The sequence below is a fragment of the Helicobacter cinaedi CCUG 18818 = ATCC BAA-847 genome (assembly GCF_000155475.1).
GTDB classification, from domain to species: domain Bacteria; phylum Campylobacterota; class Campylobacteria; order Campylobacterales; family Helicobacteraceae; genus Helicobacter_C; species Helicobacter_C cinaedi.
In genome coordinates this window covers 26,058-44,133 of sequence record NZ_DS990392.1, presented here as the reverse complement: position 1 = coordinate 44,133, position 18,076 = coordinate 26,058, and the positions used below count along the sequence as shown (strand labels likewise).

Genomic DNA, 18,076 nt, shown 5'->3' with positions numbered 1-18,076 from the left:
CTCTAGAGCCCTACGGCACTTAGCGTTTGATATTTACTCATATAGATTTGAGCTTCAATGCGTCTCATCGTATCAATAGCAACCTGCACGACAATAAGCACTGCCGTCCCACCAAAATAGAAAGGCACACCCGTAAATTTAACAAGCACCCAAGGAAGTGTGGAAACAAGAGCTAGATACAACGCACCCCAAAATGTAAGGTTACTTGCAACATTATTAAGGAAATTCGTTGTTCCTTCACCGGGACGCAAACCGGGTATAAAACCACCCTGTCTTTTAAGATTATCCGCAATGTCCTTTGCATTAAACACAATAGAAGCATAAAAATATGCAAAGAAAATTACAAAAATAAACATTAAAAGATTATATACATACCCATCAGGTCGCAAAATATCTGCCACAGCTTGAATCACGCTATTTGAAGAAGCTTGTAAAATCGTGGAAGGAAACACAAGCAACGCGGAAGCAAAAATAGGGGGGATAACGCCACTTAGATTCATTTTCACAGGAATGTAATTCATAATGCGTTTGTTTTGATTTTGCATAACAACCTTGCGTGCGTATGAAACAGGTATGCGTCTTTCAGCCAACTCAATGAAAATAATCACCCCAACAGTAGCCAAAATCACCACAAGAAGAATAAGAAGCACAAAGACATTGAGTTGTCCGGTATTTACAAGATTAAAAGTCTTACCAATATCTGAAGGAATTGCTGAAACAATCCCAGCAAAGATAATAAGGCTTATCCCATTACCCACACCGCGTTGCGTAATCTGCTCACCAATCCACATAAGCAACATTGTCCCCGTAAGCATAGAAAACACAGCCACAACGATGAATAGATTCAAATCAATCTTAATAGCCCCATTGCTCATACTATTTAGTCCAATACTTACACTCACTGCTTGAATAATCGTAATTCCAATAGTTGCATAACGCACGATTTGCATATATTTTTGCATACCATCGCGTTCTTTTTTCATTTTGCCAAGATTAGGAAAAGTCGCTGCGAGAAGCTCCATAATGATAGAAGCTGTGATGTAGGGCATAATACCCAAGGAGATAATACTAAAACGCTCCACCGCATTACCGCTAAACATATTAAACAAGCCTAGGGCATTATTTGCATTATCATCAATAAATGACTTAATGATGGATACATCAACACCCGGAACTGGCACATACGCCAAGATTCTATACGCAAATAAAAAAGCAAGTGTGATAAGAATCCTATTTACAATGCCTTTTGTCATTATTTACTTCCACTTGTTTTAATACACTCATCTTTGATTTTAGACACCAAACCCTTAGCTTTTGAGCCAATAAGTTTAATATTTACCGCATTTTTAGGAATACTAAAATGTTTGCGTAAAGTCTCCATATCAATTTGTGCCATTGAATCAAAGATTTGTGATTTATCTACATTGATGACAATAGGCTTTTGCACACGCGAAGTAAAGCCCACTTTAGGCAAACGCCTTTGCAATGGCTGTTGCCCACCTTCAAATCCTCTTTTTGCCTTGTAACCGCTTCTAGCAGTTTGTCCTTTGCCACCACGAGTGGAGGTTTTTCCCATACCACTGCCTTGCCCTCTACCTACACGCTTAATGTCTTTTGTGCTACCTTGTGCGGGTTTAATTTTTTCTAGCATAAGTTACTCCTTAAGCTTTAATTCGTGCAAGTGCATCAATAGTCGCACGCACCACATTGTAAGGATTATTTGATCCAAGTGATTTTGTCAAAATATCCTTAATACCTGCAAGTTCTATTACCGGACGCGTAGAGCCACCAGCGATAACACCTGTTCCCTCACTTGCTGGTTTTAATAGAATCTTACTTGCATTATATTTATGCTCAATATCGTGAGCAATCGTTGTGCCTTTAATATTCACTTTGATGATATTTTTAAACGCATCATCAATAGCTTTTTTTATCGCATCGGGAACTTCCTTTGCCTTACCAAGCCCAAAGCCAACAAGCCCATTTTTATTCCCTACAACAACAAGTGCATTAAAGCGGAACCTACGCCCACCTTTTACAACCTTAGTAACCCTACCGATATTCACAACAACTTCGCTAAATTCTTCTCTATTGATTTCCATAAGCTTCCTTTTATAACTTTATGCCATTTTCACGCAAAGTATCAGCAAATGCTGCTACAACGCCGTGATAAAGGTATCCATTTCTATCAAATACCGCCTCTGTAATCTTGGCTTTTTTTAATAATCCTGCAAATTCAATGGCAATCTGCTTTGCATTTTCCCTATTATTGCCTAAGCCAAGCTTTTTGCCATCTATACTTGCCAATGTTACACCTGCTTCATCATTAATGGCTTGTGCATAAAGATACCTGTTAGACTTAAACACACTTATTCGCGGTTTGTCTGCTACACCAAAAATCCTACCCCTTGTGCGGAGCTTTCTCTTTACCTTGAGAAGTTGCTTTCGTTTCAACACCTTTTCTGTCATATCACGCCCCTATACTATTTTTTAGAAGTTTTACCCGCTTTGCGGACAATTGTCTCATCACTATATTTAATCCCTTTGCCCTTGTATGGCTCTGGTGGTCTAAACTCGCGGATCTCGGCAGCAATCTGCCCCACTTGCTGTTTATCAGTACCCTTAATGGTAATTGTATTTTTATCTACACTCATCTCAATTCCCGCAGGGATAGGATACACAACTGGGTGAGAGAAGCCTAATGCCATCTCTAGATTCTTGCCATTAATACTTGCCTTGTAACCAACACCATTAATTTCAAGCACTTTGCTAAATCCTTGACTCAAACCCACAACAATATTATTTGCCAACGCACGATATGTTCCCCAATACGCACGAGATTGTGCTTGAGAATCCACACAAGCAAAACTCAAAGCATCGCCTTGCAAGTCAATTTTAACGCGTCCATAAGTTTCAAGCTCTTTTTGCCCTTTCGCACCCTTGAATAGAATCTTGCTCCCTTGCAAAGACACCTCAACACCTTTTGGGATACTAATAGGTTTTTTTCCAACTCTTGACATCTCTCTCTCCTACCATATACTGCAAAGTGCTTCGCCACCGACATTTGCTTTATATGCTTCGTCATTGCCAATTACACCTTTGCTTGTGCTAACTACGATTGTGCCATAGCCATTTTTAAAACGCTTCAGCTCACTTCTTGCCTTATATACACGGCGTCCGGGCTTACTAATACGCTTAATCTCATTAATAACGCTTTTACCTCGCTCATCATAAGCAAGCTGAACCATAATAGATTGTTTTCCATCTTTATCATTCACCTTGTAATCTTTAATAAAGCCCTTAGCCTTAAATACTTCTAAGATTGAAACAACAATTTTTGCGTAATACAAAGTCGTCACTTCCAATCGTCTCATAGAAGCGTTACGAATTCTCGTTAAAGAATCTGCAATAATATCATTTACCATACTCTACTCCTTACCAACTTGCTTTACGCAATCCGGGTATCAAACCCTCATTACCCATTTTCCGCAAACACACTCTACATAGTCCAAAATCTCTATATACAGAATGAGGTCTTCCGCACACTTGACATCTTGTATATGCCCTTGCACTAAATTTTGCTTTCCTTTTTGCCTTTGCAATTATTGATTTTTTCGCCATTTTATCGTCCTTTCGCAAAAGGTATGCCAAGTAGCTCAAGCAACTTAAACGCCTCTTTATCGCTTTGAGTAGAAGTTACAAGTGTGATATTCATTCCGTGTGTTACCATAATGTCATCATATACGACTTCAGGGAACATAAGCTGCTCATTCAAGCCAAAGCTATAATTTCCACGCCCATCAAAGCCATTGCGTTTTACACCTCTAAAGTCTTTCACACGAGGCAATGCAATGACAATGAGCTTTTCAAGGAAGTTATACATCATCTTACCACGCAAGGTTACTTTCACACCCATAGGCATACCTTCACGCATTTTGAATCCTGCAACAGACTTTTTAGCTAAGGTAATAACTGCCTTTTGCCCCGCTATGAGTGAAATCGTATCAGCGATATTTTGCATAATCTTAGAATCTTTTGCGTGATCACCTGCTCCCACACTAATAACAATTTTTTCAAGCTTTGGAAGCAACATAGGATTGCTTATATTAAGCTCACTTTTAAGCTGGGGGATAATCTCATTTTTATACTTATCTCTTAAAGCAAACATTAATTATCTCCTTCCGCTTTTTTTACATTTGAAATACTCATTGGCATTTCCTTAGACACAAAACCACCTTTTGGATTCTTTTCACTTGCCTTAATTGATTTTTTTGCAAGTTTGCAGCCTTCCACGATGACTTCCGCACTCTTGGGTAAAACTTGCAAAACCTTTGCTTTCTTGCCCTTATCATCTCCTGCGATAATTTGCACCATATCGCCTTTTTTAATCTTAAACTTTGCCACTACAACACCTCCGGAGCTAACGATACTATTTTCATAAAGTTTGCGTATCGCACTTCTCTACTTACTGGTCCAAAGATTCTCGTGCCAATAGGCTCACGCTTGGCATCAAGGATCACCGCCGCATTATCATCAAAACGCACTAAAGATCCGTTCTCACGATGAATCTCTTTTTTTGTTCTTACAACAACCGCTTTAACAACCTGTCCCTTTTTTACTTTTCCATTTGGAATAGCCTTTTTCACAGAAGCAACGATTACATCGCCCACTCGTGCATACCGCCTATGACTTCCGCCTAGAATCTTAATACACATAATTTCCTTTGCACCGCTATTATCAGCGACACTTAATCTTGTAAAACTTTGTATCATAGCTCTACTCCTGCGGTAATAATTTCTTTGAATCTAAACGCTTTCGTTTTTGAAATAGGCTTACATTCAATTGCACTCACCACATCACCAATCTTTGTTTCGTGATTTTCATCGTGAATGGTGTATTTTTTGAAACGCTTAACGATCTTACGATACTTCGCGTGAACAACCTTGCGTTCCACCAAAATCACCACGCTTTTGTTACCAGCCTTGCTGACAACCCTACCCTGAATCACTCTCTTATGTGCTTGCTTTTCACTCATAGTCAATCCTTAATCTTTCCATTAATTTTTTTTGGCACTCAAGGCTGTGTTAATTCTAGCAATATCCTTGCGAATTGTCTTAATCTCGCTTGGATTGGTCAGTTGCATAGTTTTGAGTTGCAATCTTTTTTCAAAAAGCAACGACTTTTTCTCTTTCAACATTTTTTGCAATTCCGCAATATCCTTATCTTGTAACTCAGTAAATTTCATTTTCACTCTCGCTCGTTATGATTTTGGTTTTAAAAGGAAGCTTACTTTGAGCTAAAGCCAAAGCCTCTCTCGCTAAAGCTTCATCAATCCCAGCCATCTCATAAATCATACGACCGGGTTTAATATTCATAACCCATTTTTCTACACCACCTTTACCTTTACCCATTCTTGTTTCCAATGGTTTTGCTGTTAAAGGTTTATCAGGGAAAACGCGTATCCACACTTTTCCCGCCCTTTTGATATGACGCGTCATCGCGATACGCGCAGATTCTATTTGTCTCGAATCTATGCGTCCGTGTTCCACTGCCTTAATCCCAATATCGCCAAATGCCAAAGACGCTCCACGGAAAGATTTTCCGCGATTGCGACCTTTCATCTGTTTTCTATATTTAGTCCGTTTTGGCATTAACATAATTACTGCCTCCCTCTTCTTGATTTAGGACGCTCTTTATCCCCGCCCTTACTTTCTTCCCTTTTCTCAGGCATAATACCCTTATGCAATACTTCGCCCTTGAAAATCCATACTTTAACACCAATGATTCCATAAGTCGTCATCGCTTCTGCAAAGCCATAATCAATTTTTGCACGCAATGTATGCAAAGGCACACGCCCTTCCATATACCACTCTGTTCTTGCCATTTCAGCCCCAGCCAAACGACCAGAAACTTTCACCTTGATACCCTTTGCACCAGCTTTCATCGCTGCTTGCATTACCTTTTTCATAGCGCGTCTAAATGCTACGCGTTTTTCAAGTTGTGTTGCGATATTTTCAGCTGCAAGTTGCGCATTTGCTTGAGGGCGTTTAGCTTCTTTGATATTAATAAACACTTCTTTATTAAGAATCTTTTTCAAAGCTTCTTTATGCTTATCAATATCTACACCTTTTTTACCGATGATTAAGCCCGGACGAGAAGCCACCACTGTTACGCGAATCTTATTTGCTGCACGCTCAATGATAATCTCACTCACACCCGCATAATACATCTCACGCTTTAAAAACTTACGAATCTTGTGATCCTCTAAGATATTTGAAGGTGTCGCTTGGGACACAGAAAACCATCGAGAAGACCAGTTGCGATTGATACCTAATCTTAAACCTATTGGATTAACTTTTTGACCCATTGTTATTGTTCCTCACCTTCAGTTTTTTTCTTCGCTGTTGTCTTTTTCGTAATAGGAGCCTTTGGAGTTGATTTTGGCTTAACCTCTTTGCTTTCTACCTTGTCAGCTTTTGGGGCTTTCTCTACTACTTTTGCTTTTGTAGCTGGTTTCTTAGCGGCACTAGCTTCTTTAGTTTCTATCTTTTTAGAATCTTCGGGTTTTGAATCTTTAGACTTAGATTCTACTTGCTTAGCTTGAGACTTTTGTGTGCCTACCTCGACCAAAATATGTGCTGTTGGCTTCCTAATAGGTGTAGCCCTACCTTTAGCGCGTGGCATAAATCTCCTTAGCACAGGACCAGCATCAACACGGCAAGAAGTTACAATCACATCTTGCGCATCATAGCCGCCATTTGCCACCGCTGAAGCAATCACTTTTGAAATAAGCTTAGCAGCCTTATTTGGAGTAAATTCCAAACTTGCAATCGCAAGTTCAGCATTCATACCCTGCACTTCTCTTGCGATAAGACGCGCTTTTGTTGGAGACAACCGAATATATCTTAACAATGCTCTACTCATTCTCTCCCCTTATTTGCCAATTTTCTTTTGGACACTGCCTTTGTGTCCTTTAAAAGTCCGCGTAGGTGCAAACTCGCCAAGTTTATAGCCCACGTGGTTTTCAGTGATATACACAGGCACAAACGCTCTGCCATTATGGACATTGAAAGTTAGCCCTATCATATCAGGTAAAATCGTGCTTCTTCTTGACCAAGTCTTGATGGGTTTATTATCCTTGCCCTCTTTTGCTTTCTCAACTTTTTTGATGAGATAATCATCAACAAAAGGACCTTTCTTAATTGATCTTGCCATACTTCCCTACCTTATTTTTTCTTTCTTGAAATAATCAATCTATCACTCGCTTTTTTCTTACGAGTTTTAAAGCCTTTAGCCGGAGTTCCCCAAGGAGAAACAGGATGTCCGCTTGAGCCGGTTTTGCCCTCACCACCGCCGTGTGGGTGATCAACAGGGTTCATCGCACTACCGCGAGTTTGTGGGCGGATACCACGATGGCGATTGCGTCCAGCCTTACCAATAGAGATATTGGCAAAATCTTCATTGCCAACAACACCGATAGTCGCCATACATTCTTCTAAGATATATCTCATCTCGCCACTTGGCATTCTAAGGATAATGTATTTTCCCTCACGCCCCATAATCTGCGCACTCGCTCCAGCACTTCTTGCAAGCTGCCCACCAGCACCCGGGTGCATTTCTATATTATGCACGATTGTCCCAATGGGTATGCTTTTAAGCTTCATTGCAAAGCCTGTTTTAATATCAAGTCCAGATTCTGCTGCAAACACCACATCGCCGACTTTCAAACCACTTGGTTGGATAATATATCGCTTCTCACCATCAACATAATGGATAAGTGCAATACGGCAATTTCTATATGGATCATACTCAATCGCAGCGACCCTACCTTCAATATTAAACTTGTTACGTTTAAAATCAATGATTCTATACAGCTTCTTTGCCCCACCTTCTTTATGGCGACTTGTGATACGACCATTATTATTTCTTCCCGCACTCACAGGCAACTTGATAAGCAACCCTCTTACACTCGCCTTGCCGGTAATATCCTTTGAGCTAAGATTGCTCATAAACCTTCGGCTTGGGGTATAGGGCTTATATGTTTTTACTGCCATATCCTACTCCTTACACTGATAGCGCATCAAGTTTTGCGCCCTCTGGAACTTTTACATAAAATTTCTTATAAGATGCACGCTGACCAATTTTGCCTCTGAATCTTTTGACTTTACCTTCCTGTCGCAAAGAGTTAATCCTTACAGGTGTAATCCCAAAATATTCTTTAAAAATCTCTTTGAGCTGATTTTTACTCACATTGACAGCTGTTTGCACCACCAATACACCGCTTTCTTGAAGAGAAAGAGATTTTTCTGTATAGAGGATTGACTTAATATCTGTAATGTCTGCCATTTATTCCCCCTTGTTATCCGTAATGATTTCATCAAACACTGCTTTTTCAATCACAACCGAGCGGAACGCCGCTACCAAATACGCATTCAGCTCATTTGCATCTGCCAAATAGCATTGTTGCAAATTCCTAAAAGCTAAGAAAGTTGGCTCATCGCTCATCTGTGCTACAAACAAGGTGCTTCTTTGCTTTAATGCCTTAAACATTGCATACGCATCTTTTGTCTTTCCACTTGGCATAGCTACTGAATCTATCACAAAAAGTTTGCCTTCCTGTGCTTTTTGGTGTAACGCACACTCAAGGGCAAGTCGCTTTTGCTTTTTATTAATCTTAAGATTATAACTTCTATCATTGCTTGGTCCGTGAGATACACCACCGCCAACAAATACTGGAGAAGTGATACTCCCCGCACGAGCACGACCACCGCCTTTTTGATTCCAAGGCTTTTTACCACCACCACTTACTTCGCCGCGTTTTTTCGCACGAGCATTATTTGCCCTAAGCGAAGCAAGATAAGATTTCACATACAAATAAAGATTATGCTCTTTAATCTGCGTGTATCTCTCGGGCAATGCAAGCTCACTGCTTCGTTGAAGCTTGTTGTCTAACAAAATTGCTTTACTCATTCTGCCTTACCTTACTTTATAATTTGTATTCTGCCAAATGCACCATTGAATCCAGCCACTGAACCCTTTAGCACCAAAATAGCACTTTCTTTATCAAATGACATTACATCATTTTTTCCACTCACTAGCTCATTTCCATAATGTCCAGCCATCTTTTTACCCGGCTGAACGCGTCCGGGCCACTCACGATTACCAATAGAGCCTAAGCGTCTATGGAATCTGCTTCCGTGTGCGGCTGGACCACCTTGAAAATTCCATCTTTTCATCGCACCGCTGAATCCACGCCCTTTTGTTTTGAATCTCACTTGAACGCATTTTGCTTCACCCAAGACACCTGTGTCAAGCTCACCTACTTCCTTATTGCCCAGTTTCAAGGTAGCAAAGCGATTGAACTCTTTGCTTAGGCTATATTTCTTCTGTTGCCCTGCAACAGCCTTATTTATAGCCCTTCCTTGTGAATATGCCACAAGCCCCTTGCCATTTTCATATACCTCACACACCTTTGCACCAAGCACACGAAGCAATGTTACCGCTTCGCTCTTTGTGCCTATTGTGCGGCTCATACCGATTTTTTCAACTATAAATTCCATTCTTAAAATCCTTATGCTTAGTATTATTTACTCATAGACATAACTTCAACATCTACTTCAGGTGCCAAATCAAGCTTCATAAGACTATCCACGGTATCAGGAGTAGCCGACATAATGTCAATAATACGATGATGCACTCTAATTTCAAACTGCTCACGAGAATCTTTGTTGATATGTGGCGAACGAAGAACGGTGTATCGCTTCTTTTTGGTAGGAAGTGGCACTGGACCCCTTATCTCTGAACCTGTCCTCTTAACTGCTTCTATGATAGATGCAACCGATCTATCAAGAACCCTATGATCATAAGCTTTGAGCCTAAGTCGTATTCTTTCCATATTCTTTCCTTATCTAAAGAACTCACCAAATAATTTGATGTTTTTGGCTCGTGATTATAATCAATTTTGAAAAAAAAAGTCAAGCCCTTCGCCTATTTTTAGACATTTTTCAATTTTTTATTTTCCTTTTTATAAGGATAATTTTTAGAATCTAAAGCACACATTCAAGCTTAGTTTTTCACAAAGCCAACCTTCAAATCCCACAAATTTTAGATTCCATTTATCCACAATCACCCCAAAAGCTTTTCTGCCAAATCTTTAGCACCCTTTAAATCGACCTTACCCGAGCCCAGCACGGGAATTGTCTCTACATACAAAATCTTTGAGGGCTTAAAGAGTGTAGGCAGGGCAGAATCTTTTAACGCAGATTCTAATTTTTGACATTGCTCTTGCTCCCCACTCACAAGCAGCACTACACTCTCACCCTTTTTGCTATCTTCAAGTGCCACAGCGACATATTTCACACTCTCATCAATCTCTTCTTTCTTTATAATCTTAGCAATCTCCTCTTCAATCCCCCCAAGGCTCACCATTTCCCCGCCAATCTTAGCAAAACGCGAATACCTATCCACAATATGAATAAAGCCATTACTATCCAAATGCCCCTTATCTCCGCTCTTATACCACCGAATCCCATCAAGCTCTACAATCACTTCACGCGTTTTCTCTTCATCATTGAGATAGCCCACCATTACTTGATGTCCGCCGATGAGAATCAAACCATCTTCCCCCACAGGAAGCTCTTCCATAGTATTTGGATCAACAATTCTTATCGCACTTCCGGGCAATGGCATACCCACACTTCCATCTTTACTTGCCTTATGTAGCTCCCAATTATCCGCATCAAACTCACTAGGCAGATTCACACTCGCCACGGGCGTAGTCTCTGTCGCCCCATAGCCCTCATAAATCTCTTTATTAAACTTCATCACAAAGGCTTCTTTGACATCTTTTTTAAGCTTCTCTGCCCCAGCCACAACAAGTCGCAAGGAATCAAACATCATCTTATCAACCTTGCTATTTCTCGCATAAATCCCTAAAAATGTAGATGTCCCACACATTACGCTTACCTTGTTCTTTGCTACCGCTTTGGCAATACCCACCGCGTCCGTTGGGTCTGCGTGGGTAACTGAAAGCATTCCCTCAAGCAAAGGCATAAGCATTGTAACAGTTAGCCCAAAGGCGTGAAAAGGTGGCAGAGATGAAAGCATAGAATCTTCACTCCTTGCGTGAATCACATCAGAAATTTGCAAAATATTACTCATGATATTAAGATGAGAAAGCATAACACCCTTTGGCTTCCCCTCACTCCCACTGCTAAATAAAATCGCCGCTACATCGGTATTTTTCACACCCTTTACATACAGCCACTTCAATATAAAAGATGGAAGCAAAATTGCCTGAATCATCTTACAAACAAAATCAATCTTGTTTGATTTAACAATACCGATTAAATCTTCCATATACAGCACTTTCACATTTTGTGGAAAGCTCAAAGCCACCCCCTTACCCTCAAGCTTATCCATAAACTTTTGCGAAGTATAAATAGTCTTAATTTGTGCTGAAGCAATAGCAGCATCAATAGCTTTTTGCCCCGCGGTGAAGTTAAGATTCACAATAGTTTTTGACGCCATAAGGAGTGAAAGATTACATAACGAGCTAGCAAGTGAGGCAGGGAGTATAATCCCTACATTCTGCTGTTCTTTAGTTTGATTGGCAAAAAGCTTGGAGAGAATAAGCGTAATGGCAAGCATTCTTGTATAGCTCATAGAGCCACTCATACTATCTACAATCGCCACTTCACTCCCCCATTTTTTTGCAGAATCTATCCACGCCCTGCTAAGCGTTGGCAGGGCTTCACATTGAGACTTCCACGCACTAAAAGAAAGTTCAAAAACCTTAGCCTTAACCTGCTGGGCGTTTGAGTGAATATCCAAAGATTCTCCAAAGGCAATGGTAATATTGCGTTTAGCAAAGCTTTTGCGTCTCTCTTGGAATCCTGTGTGGCTACGCGAAAACGCACTCCCCCACAAACCGCGGATATAAAAGGGCAAAATCACTGCTTGATGAGATTCTAGGTGTTTGGCTGCTAACTCAAAGCCACTTTTAAACTCATTCAAATGTCCGTGCCGAGAAATTGACCCTTCAGGGAAAAGGCAGACCATATGCCCCTCTTGCAGTTTTTGTGCGATAGATTCTAATGCCCTTTTACTCCCCGCATTTGAGACAGGAATCACCCCAAAAAGATCAAGGAAAATGCGTATATACCATCTATCATAATAGCTTCGCTCCATTACAAAATACACTTTTCTAGGCAGGGCAAGTTGCACCATCGCCCAATCCACAAAAGAAATATGATTGCCTAGCAAAAACACACCGCCCTGTTCGGGTATATTCTCAAAGCCTTCAACATTCAAGCGATAGCGTTGAAAAAAAGCGAGAGTAACAAGCATTCTAACCAAAGAAAAAGGCAGAAGTCTCACAACATAAATCATTCCGCCAATGGCTACAACCATACAAAGATAAAATAAATAGCTCACTTCAATTTGTGCTAATGACGCGATTGTGCCAATGACTAAGAATCCTAGCATTCCAATATTTTGGATAAAGTTATTCCCAGCTAAAACCTTGCCTAGCTCCCCCTCTTTTGCGTGAAACTGAATGAGTGCATTAAGCGGTATCACAAACAACGCCCCACCCATACCAAAAAGAAAAAACACAATCGCATAAGGTGTGAGTGAAGAAAAACTTAAAAGCAAAAGTGTCATTAGACACACAAGCAAAGCTCCTAAGGGGATAAGACCCGTTTCAATATATTGCTTAGAGAATCGCCCCGCAATAATTGAGCCAACAATAATCCCAAGCCCAGAAAAACCTATAATCATTTGCACCTTGAAAGTATTGAGTTCATTAAACTCGGCTTTCACATAGGTTGGAAATGAGGCGAGTAAAAGCTGTGAGATTGACCAAAATACGGCTATGCCAACGACAGAAAGCCAAATATTGCGATGAGATTGTAAAAGGGCAAGATTCCTCTTCAGCGATTTACCGCTTAAATATGCTTCTTTATCAAAGCTTTCACTGCTGCCTTGTGTCATTGTAGGCAAACGATAGCATAAATATAGCTCCGCCACAGCACACGCCATAAGAACAAAACCAAGTGGAGCAATGCTTTGTAAAATCTCACCTTTTGTCGCTAAAAATCCCAAGCCACTTGCACTATACATTGTCTCAAAAAAGAGTGAAAACACACTCATACCTGCCAAAATCGCCACGATAGCCGTTGCCTGCATAGCTCCATTTCCCCAAGCAAGCATATCTTTGCCTGCCAAATCTTTAATAAAACCATACTTCGCAGGAGAGTAAATCGCTGATTGCACCGCCATAAGCAATGTAGCAATAAATGCAAGCCAAAACCAGCCCATAAAATAACACAGCGTAATAAAGCTCACAATCCCCACAGAAAACCACGCACTCACACGCATAACGATATTTTTAGGAAATTTATCAGCCAAGAATCCAGAAGGCGTAAAAAGCAGAATAAAAGGCAGTAAAATAAGGGCGTTAATAATACTTGTAAGCAATGTCAATTCACTGCCATCATAGACTTTATACAGCGTATTTTGGATAGTGATTTTATGCCCCAAATCCACAAAAGCATTAATGAAAGCCACTAAAACAAATGGTGTAAATCCAGCAATTTTCCATAGTTTATTCATAACCCTTCGCTCCTTAATATGATATAGTTTCGTTGCAGTTAGACTCTACCTGAATTAAACAAAAAACAACGCAGGATAGGCAGATTCTACCTTTCACTTAGAATCTTCATTTTACCATTCTCCACCACAACATACATATCTTTCTTGCCCACAGAGCTAAAGCTTGGCTTACCTTTAAGTGTGGCTTTGTAATCCTGCATAAAGCTAATGCGATACATATTTCTATGGGCTTCATTTGGATAGATTGAGACATTTACAAGTGAGATTCTAATCACCTTATCTTCATTTTTAGCAAAAATATTTTTCTTATGCTCCCTAAAAGATTTAAAACTCATACCATCGGGGCGATAGAAGTCCTTTTCATCATAAAAGGCAAGATAGCTTGTCAAATCACTTTTTTGCCACGCATTTTTCCACTGATACAAGCTTGAAAGCACAAGGGCGAGTTCATCAACATCAGCAGGTTTTAACTCCCCCTCATAAGTGATAAGCATTGTTTTTTTCCAATCAATGAGCCTATCATACTTTTTCAACAACTCATTGTCAATGGCAATACAGCCCCGCGTATTCAGCTCTTCCCTATTGCCATTTAAAGGTAATCCGTGAATCCAGATTCCGCCGCCTGTTTTTTTGAGTGATTGATCATACACATTTGGGTAGCTTGTAGAAAATGCCAAAGGTCCATAGTATTGATCAAGCCCGGTTAATCGTGCATTTAAATCATACGAACCAATGGGCGTTGTCAAATCACCCTCTTTTTTCTTATTGCCCTTACCTTTTGCCACAAGAGCTGAAGAGCTGCCAAGCTCGTGCAATACAGAATCTTTAAATTGATACAAATGCAGTGATGGAGCAGATTTGTTTGATACAAATAAAAATTTCAAATCCTCAAAATACCCATATTCTGTCGCGTTTCCTTTAAGATACTCTGCCCAATATTCTTTGCTTGTCAAATACCCTTCAAGCTTAGATTCTATACTGCCTATGCCATTTTTTTTATATTCATTGACTAATGCTACAAGCTGTGGATCTAGGGCATATACACACCCCACACACATCGCCATACATATAAGCACTTTTTTCACAAATCCCATACTTTTCACTCCTTTATTTATAAAGTAAAATCATACCCTATTTTTTTCAATAGGTCTTTTTGCTTACTCCAGCCTTTATACACGCTCACATCAAGCTTGAGATACACAGACTTTGGGCTTAAAGCTAAAATTTTTTCTCTCGCACATTTGCTAATGCGTTTAATACTAGAACCACCCTTGCCTATCACAACGCCCTTTTGACTTTGCTTCTCCACAATAATTTCCGCAAAAATTCTATCTAGCTTTTCCCCCTCCTCAAATCGCTTTAACATCACATCTGCTTCATAAGGAATCTCATCACTGAGATTCTCAAATAAACTTTCCCGTATCATTTCTTTATAAATTTCTTTAATTGAAGATGGTGTTAGCAACTCATTATCATAATAAAAGGGCGATTGTGGCAGAAAACTCGCAATGCTCTTTAAAAGCAAATCCCTATCAAAACCCTTTTTTACACTAAAAGGCAAAAGGGCTAAAAAATGCTTATCAAATTTTTGATATTCTGCCATTTTTGCGAGTATCGCTTCATTGCTGCAAGTATCACTTTTACTTAAAAGTAAAATATGTTTGCCCTGATAGAGTTCTAAAAAAAGCTGATAATGCTTCACATCATCGGTAATCGGTGCAAGATAGAGTGCCAAATCACAATCGCCCATAGCCTTCAAAGCCTGTGAAAGCATATATTGATTAAGCAGTTTTTCTTGATGATGAATCCCGGGTGTATCTACAAACACTATTTGTGTGTTAAGCGGGGCATAAGGCACAATGATTTGGAGTTGCTTACGCGTGGCGTTTGCTTTATGTGAAACAAGGGCTAGATTTTCCCCTAGAAGATGATTTAAAAGCGTTGATTTCCCAGCATTTGGTCTGCCAAGTGTAGCCACAAACCCAGAGCGGGTAGGCAGATTCACACTAGATTCTAAACTCACTTGAGATTCTATATTTTCATAAGATTCTAAACAAGATTTAGACATATAATCCCCTTGTTAATCCCTGCTTAGAGCCATAGAAACGCCTAGAGAATATATCGTGCCAAATCCACATTTTCTACCACATCTCCTAATCGCTCTTTCACCATCTCCGCGGTAATGGTAACTTCCTTGCCCTGATAGGTATCAATATTAAAGCTAATCTCTTCTAGCACTCGTTCAATAGTCGTATGCAACCGCCTTGCACCAATATCTTCTGTGCGTTCATTGGCACTATGAGAGAGCTTTGCTATCTCGCGTATAGCCTCATCGCTAAATTCAAGCCTAATATTTTCTGTATCAAGTAAGAGCTGATACTGCCGCAAAAGTGAGCTTTTTGTTTGGGTTAGAATCTTATACAAACTCTCTTCGTTGAGTGAATCTAGCTCCACACGCAAGGGAAATCGCCCCTGCAATTCTGGTATCAAATCACTTGGTTTGCTAAAGTGAAACGCCCCTGCGGCGATAAACAAAATATAATCTGTCTTTATCTGCCCATATTTTGTATTGACCACACTACCTTCAACAATAGGCAACAAATCCCTTTGCACGCCCTCTTTACTAGGATCCTGCCTTGAGCTATCTTTGCTCCCCACGGCGACCTTATCAATCTCATCAATAAAAATTACACCATTAGATTCTGCCCTTTTTAGCCCCTCTGCTCGTATAGCTTCTGAATCTAACACAGATTCTGTGGCTTCATACATCAAAGCTTCTTTTGCCTCTTTGACACTCACTTCCTTTTTAACCTTATCATTTGTAACATTTAGCACCTTAAAAATGGACTCTTGGACTTTTATCATATCTGGTGGCAGATTATCATCGCCCACTTGTGCCTTTTTGCTTATCTCTATTTCAATTTTTAGCTCATCCACTTCGCCTTTAAGCACTTTTTGCTTCATTTTAGCAAAGCTTATGTCATATTCATTTTGCTTAGATTCACTCGCCCCTTGCGGCAATGGTGGCAAAAGCTTTTTGGTAATTTTTTCAATAATGTAGTCATTAATCTCCGCTTGTGCTTTTTGTCTATGCTCATTTTCTACAAGATTCACACTCGCTAAGACTAAATCTCGCACCATAGATTCCACATCTCGCCCTACAAAGCCCACTTCCGTGTATTTACTCGCTTCTACTTTGACAAAGGGTAATCCCATCATTTTTGCCATTCTCCGTGCAATTTCCGTTTTTCCCACACCTGTTGAGCCAATCATCAAAATATTTTTAGGCGTTATCTCATCTTGCACTTCCTTATCAAGCTTCATTCTACGATAGCGGTTTCTTAACGCAATCGCCACAGCCTTTTTGGCTTCACTCTGCCCTATAATATAGCCATCAAGATATTCTACAATCTGCTTTGGTGTCATATTTTCTTTCATTTTTGCTCCATTAAAGTTCTAAGATTCTAATATTTGTATTTGTGTAGACACATAGCTCCCCTGCGATATGCAAAGACTTCTCCACAAGCTCCTTTGGCGGAATCTGTGCGTATCTATCTAACGCCCTAGCCGCACTTAGAGCATAGTTCCCCCCACTGCCAATCGCAGCAATTCTGCCATCTTCTGGCTCTACCACATCGCCTGTCCCACTTAAAATATAAATATGCTCGGTATTGAGAACAATCATCATCGCTTCAAGCTTCCGCAAATACTTATCCTTACGCCATTCCTTGCTAAACTCTAATACACTTCGCACCAAATCGCCCTTGCGTCCTTCCAAAATCCGCTCAAACATATCAAATAAAGAAAACGCATCAGCCGTGCTTCCCGCAAAGCCACTTAGAATCTGCCCATTATAAAGTGTGCGGATTTTTGTGGCATTATTTTTCAATACACAATTCCCAAAGGTTACCTGCCCATCGCCACCGATAATAGCACATTTCTTCCCTTCAAATTCGCCCTTATAGCCAAGTATGGTTGTCGCTTCAAACATTATTAATCCTTTTGTGCTTTGATAGTGAGCTTAAGCGTAGCATTTATGCTGTGTCCAAGTTTTACAAGAGCAGAAAAATCGCCAATATGCTTGATTGCCTTATCAATCTCAATATGCTTTTTATCAATTTCAATTTTATGTGCGAGTAAGGCTTGGGCTATCTCATCTTTTGTAATAGAGCCAAAAAGCGTGTCATTTGCCCCAACTTTTTTCTCTAAAACAAGATGTAAAGATTCTAAAGTTTGTTTTAATTGCTTGAGTTCGGCAATTTTAAGGGCTTCAAGCTCGGCTAATTTTCTCTGCTCTGCCTTATATTTATTAATCACTTCATTTGTGGCGTGTTTTGCCTTGCCCTTAGCGATAAGGAAGTTTTGCCCATAGCCATCTTTAACTTCTACAATCTCGCCCTTTTTGCCAAGCCCCTGCACATTCTCTAAAAGTAAAACTTTCATATTTTCTCCATTGCGTTAT

General features: G+C 40.0%; 26 protein-coding genes and 1 pseudogene. All 27 read right to left on the bottom strand.

All coding sequences use genetic code 11. The annotated features are described in order from the left end of the window. Window positions 1-2 precede the first annotated feature (2 nt). The 27 genes and pseudogenes from secY to rplI all read right to left on the bottom strand — a co-directional run bounded on the left by secY (window position 3) and on the right by rplI (window position 18,057). Window positions 3-1,253 carry a preprotein translocase subunit SecY gene (secY, locus tag HCCG_RS04555; RefSeq protein WP_002956263.1) on the bottom strand — a complete coding sequence of 417 codons (1,251 nt, stop codon included), beginning with the start codon at window positions 1,251-1,253 and terminating at the stop codon, window positions 3-5. Continuing rightward, window positions 1,253-1,651 carry a 50S ribosomal protein L15 gene (gene rplO, locus HCCG_RS04550; RefSeq protein WP_002956262.1) on the bottom strand — a complete coding sequence of 133 codons (399 nt, stop codon included), beginning with the start codon at window positions 1,649-1,651 and terminating at the stop codon, window positions 1,253-1,255. The genes secY and rplO overlap by 1 nt, the downstream gene beginning before the upstream one ends. Window positions 1,652-1,661: 10 nt before the next feature. Beyond that, entirely contained in the window at window positions 1,662-2,102 is a 441-nt protein-coding gene (gene rpsE / locus HCCG_RS04545) for a 30S ribosomal protein S5 (protein WP_002956261.1), read from the bottom strand. A gap of 10 nt (window positions 2,103-2,112) precedes the next feature. Beyond that, window positions 2,113-2,469 carry a 50S ribosomal protein L18 gene (gene rplR, locus HCCG_RS04540; protein WP_002956260.1) on the bottom strand — a complete coding sequence of 119 codons (357 nt, stop codon included), beginning with the start codon at window positions 2,467-2,469 and terminating at the stop codon, window positions 2,113-2,115. Between the two features lie 14 nt (window positions 2,470-2,483). Continuing rightward, window positions 2,484-3,020: a 50S ribosomal protein L6 gene (rplF, locus tag HCCG_RS04535; protein WP_002956259.1), complete on the bottom strand. Its 537-nt coding sequence runs from the start codon at window positions 3,018-3,020 to the stop codon at window positions 2,484-2,486. A 9-nt stretch (window positions 3,021-3,029) separates the two neighbouring features. After that, complete coding sequence (gene rpsH / locus HCCG_RS04530) at window positions 3,030-3,425, bottom strand: 30S ribosomal protein S8 (protein ID WP_002956258.1); 396 nt, start codon at window positions 3,423-3,425, stop codon at window positions 3,030-3,032. Between the two features lie 10 nt (window positions 3,426-3,435). Next, a complete protein-coding gene (locus tag HCCG_RS04525) occupies window positions 3,436-3,621 on the bottom strand; it encodes a type Z 30S ribosomal protein S14 (protein WP_002956257.1) in 186 nt (61 codons plus the stop codon). Between the two features lies 1 nt (window position 3,622). Next, the gene (rplE, locus tag HCCG_RS04520; protein ID WP_002956256.1) at window positions 3,623-4,168 is read right to left on the bottom strand and encodes a 50S ribosomal protein L5; all 546 of its coding nucleotides are present in this window, start codon (window positions 4,166-4,168) and stop codon (window positions 3,623-3,625) included. Beyond that, window positions 4,168-4,404 (bottom strand): 50S ribosomal protein L24, encoded by a 237-nt coding sequence (gene rplX / locus HCCG_RS04515; RefSeq protein ID WP_002956255.1) that lies wholly within the window; start codon window positions 4,402-4,404, stop codon window positions 4,168-4,170. Before rplX ends, rplE begins: the two co-directional genes overlap by 1 nt. After that, entirely contained in the window at window positions 4,404-4,772 is a 369-nt protein-coding gene (gene rplN, locus HCCG_RS04510; protein WP_002956254.1) for a 50S ribosomal protein L14, read from the bottom strand. The genes rplX and rplN overlap by 1 nt, the downstream gene beginning before the upstream one ends. Then, the gene (gene rpsQ / locus HCCG_RS04505; protein WP_002956253.1) at window positions 4,769-5,035 is read right to left on the bottom strand and encodes a 30S ribosomal protein S17; all 267 of its coding nucleotides are present in this window, start codon (window positions 5,033-5,035) and stop codon (window positions 4,769-4,771) included. The genes rplN and rpsQ overlap by 4 nt, the downstream gene beginning before the upstream one ends. A 21-nt stretch (window positions 5,036-5,056) precedes the next feature. Beyond that, complete coding sequence (rpmC, locus tag HCCG_RS04500) at window positions 5,057-5,245, bottom strand: 50S ribosomal protein L29 (RefSeq protein WP_002956252.1); 189 nt, start codon at window positions 5,243-5,245, stop codon at window positions 5,057-5,059. Continuing rightward, entirely contained in the window at window positions 5,232-5,657 is a 426-nt protein-coding gene (rplP, locus tag HCCG_RS04495) for a 50S ribosomal protein L16 (protein ID WP_002956251.1), read from the bottom strand. The genes rpmC and rplP overlap by 14 nt, the downstream gene beginning before the upstream one ends. A gap of 2 nt (window positions 5,658-5,659) precedes the next feature. Continuing rightward, a complete protein-coding gene (rpsC, locus tag HCCG_RS04490; protein WP_002956250.1) occupies window positions 5,660-6,367 on the bottom strand; it encodes a 30S ribosomal protein S3 in 708 nt (235 codons plus the stop codon). Between the two features lie 116 nt (window positions 6,368-6,483). Next, window positions 6,484-6,924, bottom strand: a pseudogene (gene rplV / locus HCCG_RS04485) (50S ribosomal protein L22); the annotation flags it as partial. 9 nt (window positions 6,925-6,933) lie between these two features. Beyond that, a complete protein-coding gene (gene rpsS, locus HCCG_RS04480; protein WP_002956248.1) occupies window positions 6,934-7,215 on the bottom strand; it encodes a 30S ribosomal protein S19 in 282 nt (93 codons plus the stop codon). An 11-nt stretch (window positions 7,216-7,226) separates the two neighbouring features. Further along, window positions 7,227-8,054: a 50S ribosomal protein L2 gene (gene rplB, locus HCCG_RS04475; RefSeq protein ID WP_002956247.1), complete on the bottom strand. Its 828-nt coding sequence runs from the start codon at window positions 8,052-8,054 to the stop codon at window positions 7,227-7,229. A 10-nt stretch (window positions 8,055-8,064) separates the two neighbouring features. Then, complete coding sequence (locus HCCG_RS04470; protein ID WP_002956246.1) at window positions 8,065-8,346, bottom strand: 50S ribosomal protein L23; 282 nt, start codon at window positions 8,344-8,346, stop codon at window positions 8,065-8,067. After that, window positions 8,347-8,970, bottom strand: coding sequence for a 50S ribosomal protein L4 (rplD, locus tag HCCG_RS04465; RefSeq protein WP_002956245.1), 624 nt, complete (start codon window positions 8,968-8,970; stop codon window positions 8,347-8,349). Between the two features lie 11 nt (window positions 8,971-8,981). Next, window positions 8,982-9,560: a 50S ribosomal protein L3 gene (gene rplC, locus HCCG_RS04460; RefSeq protein WP_002956244.1), complete on the bottom strand. Its 579-nt coding sequence runs from the start codon at window positions 9,558-9,560 to the stop codon at window positions 8,982-8,984. A gap of 23 nt (window positions 9,561-9,583) precedes the next feature. Further along, the gene (rpsJ, locus tag HCCG_RS04455; RefSeq protein ID WP_002956243.1) at window positions 9,584-9,895 is read right to left on the bottom strand and encodes a 30S ribosomal protein S10; all 312 of its coding nucleotides are present in this window, start codon (window positions 9,893-9,895) and stop codon (window positions 9,584-9,586) included. Window positions 9,896-10,125: 230 nt separating this feature from the next. Further along, the gene (locus HCCG_RS04450) at window positions 10,126-13,614 is read right to left on the bottom strand and encodes an acyl-[ACP]--phospholipid O-acyltransferase (RefSeq protein WP_002956242.1); all 3,489 of its coding nucleotides are present in this window, start codon (window positions 13,612-13,614) and stop codon (window positions 10,126-10,128) included. 86 nt (window positions 13,615-13,700) lie between these two features. Beyond that, on the bottom strand, window positions 13,701-14,708 hold the full coding sequence (locus HCCG_RS04445; protein WP_014666488.1) for a L,D-transpeptidase Cds6 family protein: 1,008 nt from the start codon (window positions 14,706-14,708) through the stop codon (window positions 13,701-13,703). Window positions 14,709-14,725: 17 nt separating this feature from the next. Next, complete coding sequence (era, locus tag HCCG_RS04440) at window positions 14,726-15,682, bottom strand: GTPase Era (RefSeq protein ID WP_230197902.1); 957 nt, start codon at window positions 15,680-15,682, stop codon at window positions 14,726-14,728. Window positions 15,683-15,723: 41 nt separating this feature from the next. Beyond that, entirely contained in the window at window positions 15,724-17,052 is a 1,329-nt protein-coding gene (hslU, locus tag HCCG_RS04435; RefSeq protein ID WP_002956239.1) for an HslU--HslV peptidase ATPase subunit, read from the bottom strand. A 10-nt stretch (window positions 17,053-17,062) separates the two neighbouring features. After that, on the bottom strand, window positions 17,063-17,605 hold the full coding sequence (gene hslV, locus HCCG_RS04430; RefSeq protein ID WP_002956238.1) for an ATP-dependent protease subunit HslV: 543 nt from the start codon (window positions 17,603-17,605) through the stop codon (window positions 17,063-17,065). A 2-nt stretch (window positions 17,606-17,607) separates the two neighbouring features. Further along, window positions 17,608-18,057, bottom strand: coding sequence for a 50S ribosomal protein L9 (gene rplI, locus HCCG_RS04425; protein ID WP_002956237.1), 450 nt, complete (start codon window positions 18,055-18,057; stop codon window positions 17,608-17,610). Between the last annotated feature and the right edge of the window lie 19 nt (window positions 18,058-18,076).

Coding starts and splice junctions, on each gene's coding strand:
- secY (WP_002956263.1), bottom strand. CDS start 1,253: ATGACAAAAGGCATTGTAAATAGGATTCTTATCACACTTGCTTTTTTA.
- rplO (WP_002956262.1), bottom strand. CDS start 1,651: ATGCTAGAAAAAATTAAACCCGCACAAGGTAGCACAAAAGACATTAAG.
- rpsE (WP_002956261.1), bottom strand. CDS start 2,102: ATGGAAATCAATAGAGAAGAATTTAGCGAAGTTGTTGTGAATATCGGT.
- rplR (WP_002956260.1), bottom strand. CDS start 2,469: ATGACAGAAAAGGTGTTGAAACGAAAGCAACTTCTCAAGGTAAAGAGA.
- rplF (WP_002956259.1), bottom strand. CDS start 3,020: ATGTCAAGAGTTGGAAAAAAACCTATTAGTATCCCAAAAGGTGTTGAG.
- rpsH (WP_002956258.1), bottom strand. CDS start 3,425: ATGGTAAATGATATTATTGCAGATTCTTTAACGAGAATTCGTAACGCT.
- HCCG_RS04525 (WP_002956257.1), bottom strand. CDS start 3,621: ATGGCGAAAAAATCAATAATTGCAAAGGCAAAAAGGAAAGCAAAATTT.
- rplE (WP_002956256.1), bottom strand. CDS start 4,168: ATGTTTGCTTTAAGAGATAAGTATAAAAATGAGATTATCCCCCAGCTT.
- rplN (WP_002956254.1), bottom strand. CDS start 4,772: ATGATACAAAGTTTTACAAGATTAAGTGTCGCTGATAATAGCGGTGCA.
- rpsQ (WP_002956253.1), bottom strand. CDS start 5,035: ATGAGTGAAAAGCAAGCACATAAGAGAGTGATTCAGGGTAGGGTTGTC.
- rpmC (WP_002956252.1), bottom strand. CDS start 5,245: ATGAAATTTACTGAGTTACAAGATAAGGATATTGCGGAATTGCAAAAA.
- rplP (WP_002956251.1), bottom strand. CDS start 5,657: ATGTTAATGCCAAAACGGACTAAATATAGAAAACAGATGAAAGGTCGC.
- rpsC (WP_002956250.1), bottom strand. CDS start 6,367: ATGGGTCAAAAAGTTAATCCAATAGGTTTAAGATTAGGTATCAATCGC.
- rpsS (WP_002956248.1), bottom strand. CDS start 7,215: ATGGCAAGATCAATTAAGAAAGGTCCTTTTGTTGATGATTATCTCATC.
- rplB (WP_002956247.1), bottom strand. CDS start 8,054: ATGGCAGTAAAAACATATAAGCCCTATACCCCAAGCCGAAGGTTTATG.
- HCCG_RS04470 (WP_002956246.1), bottom strand. CDS start 8,346: ATGGCAGACATTACAGATATTAAGTCAATCCTCTATACAGAAAAATCT.
- rplD (WP_002956245.1), bottom strand. CDS start 8,970: ATGAGTAAAGCAATTTTGTTAGACAACAAGCTTCAACGAAGCAGTGAG.
- rplC (WP_002956244.1), bottom strand. CDS start 9,560: ATGGAATTTATAGTTGAAAAAATCGGTATGAGCCGCACAATAGGCACA.
- rpsJ (WP_002956243.1), bottom strand. CDS start 9,895: ATGGAAAGAATACGACTTAGGCTCAAAGCTTATGATCATAGGGTTCTT.
- HCCG_RS04450 (WP_002956242.1), bottom strand. CDS start 13,614: ATGAATAAACTATGGAAAATTGCTGGATTTACACCATTTGTTTTAGTG.
- HCCG_RS04445 (WP_014666488.1), bottom strand. CDS start 14,708: ATGGGATTTGTGAAAAAAGTGCTTATATGTATGGCGATGTGTGTGGGG.
- era (WP_230197902.1), bottom strand. CDS start 15,682: ATGTCTAAATCTTGTTTAGAATCTTATGAAAATATAGAATCTCAAGTG.
- hslU (WP_002956239.1), bottom strand. CDS start 17,052: ATGAAAGAAAATATGACACCAAAGCAGATTGTAGAATATCTTGATGGC.
- hslV (WP_002956238.1), bottom strand. CDS start 17,605: ATGTTTGAAGCGACAACCATACTTGGCTATAAGGGCGAATTTGAAGGG.
- rplI (WP_002956237.1), bottom strand. CDS start 18,057: ATGAAAGTTTTACTTTTAGAGAATGTGCAGGGGCTTGGCAAAAAGGGC.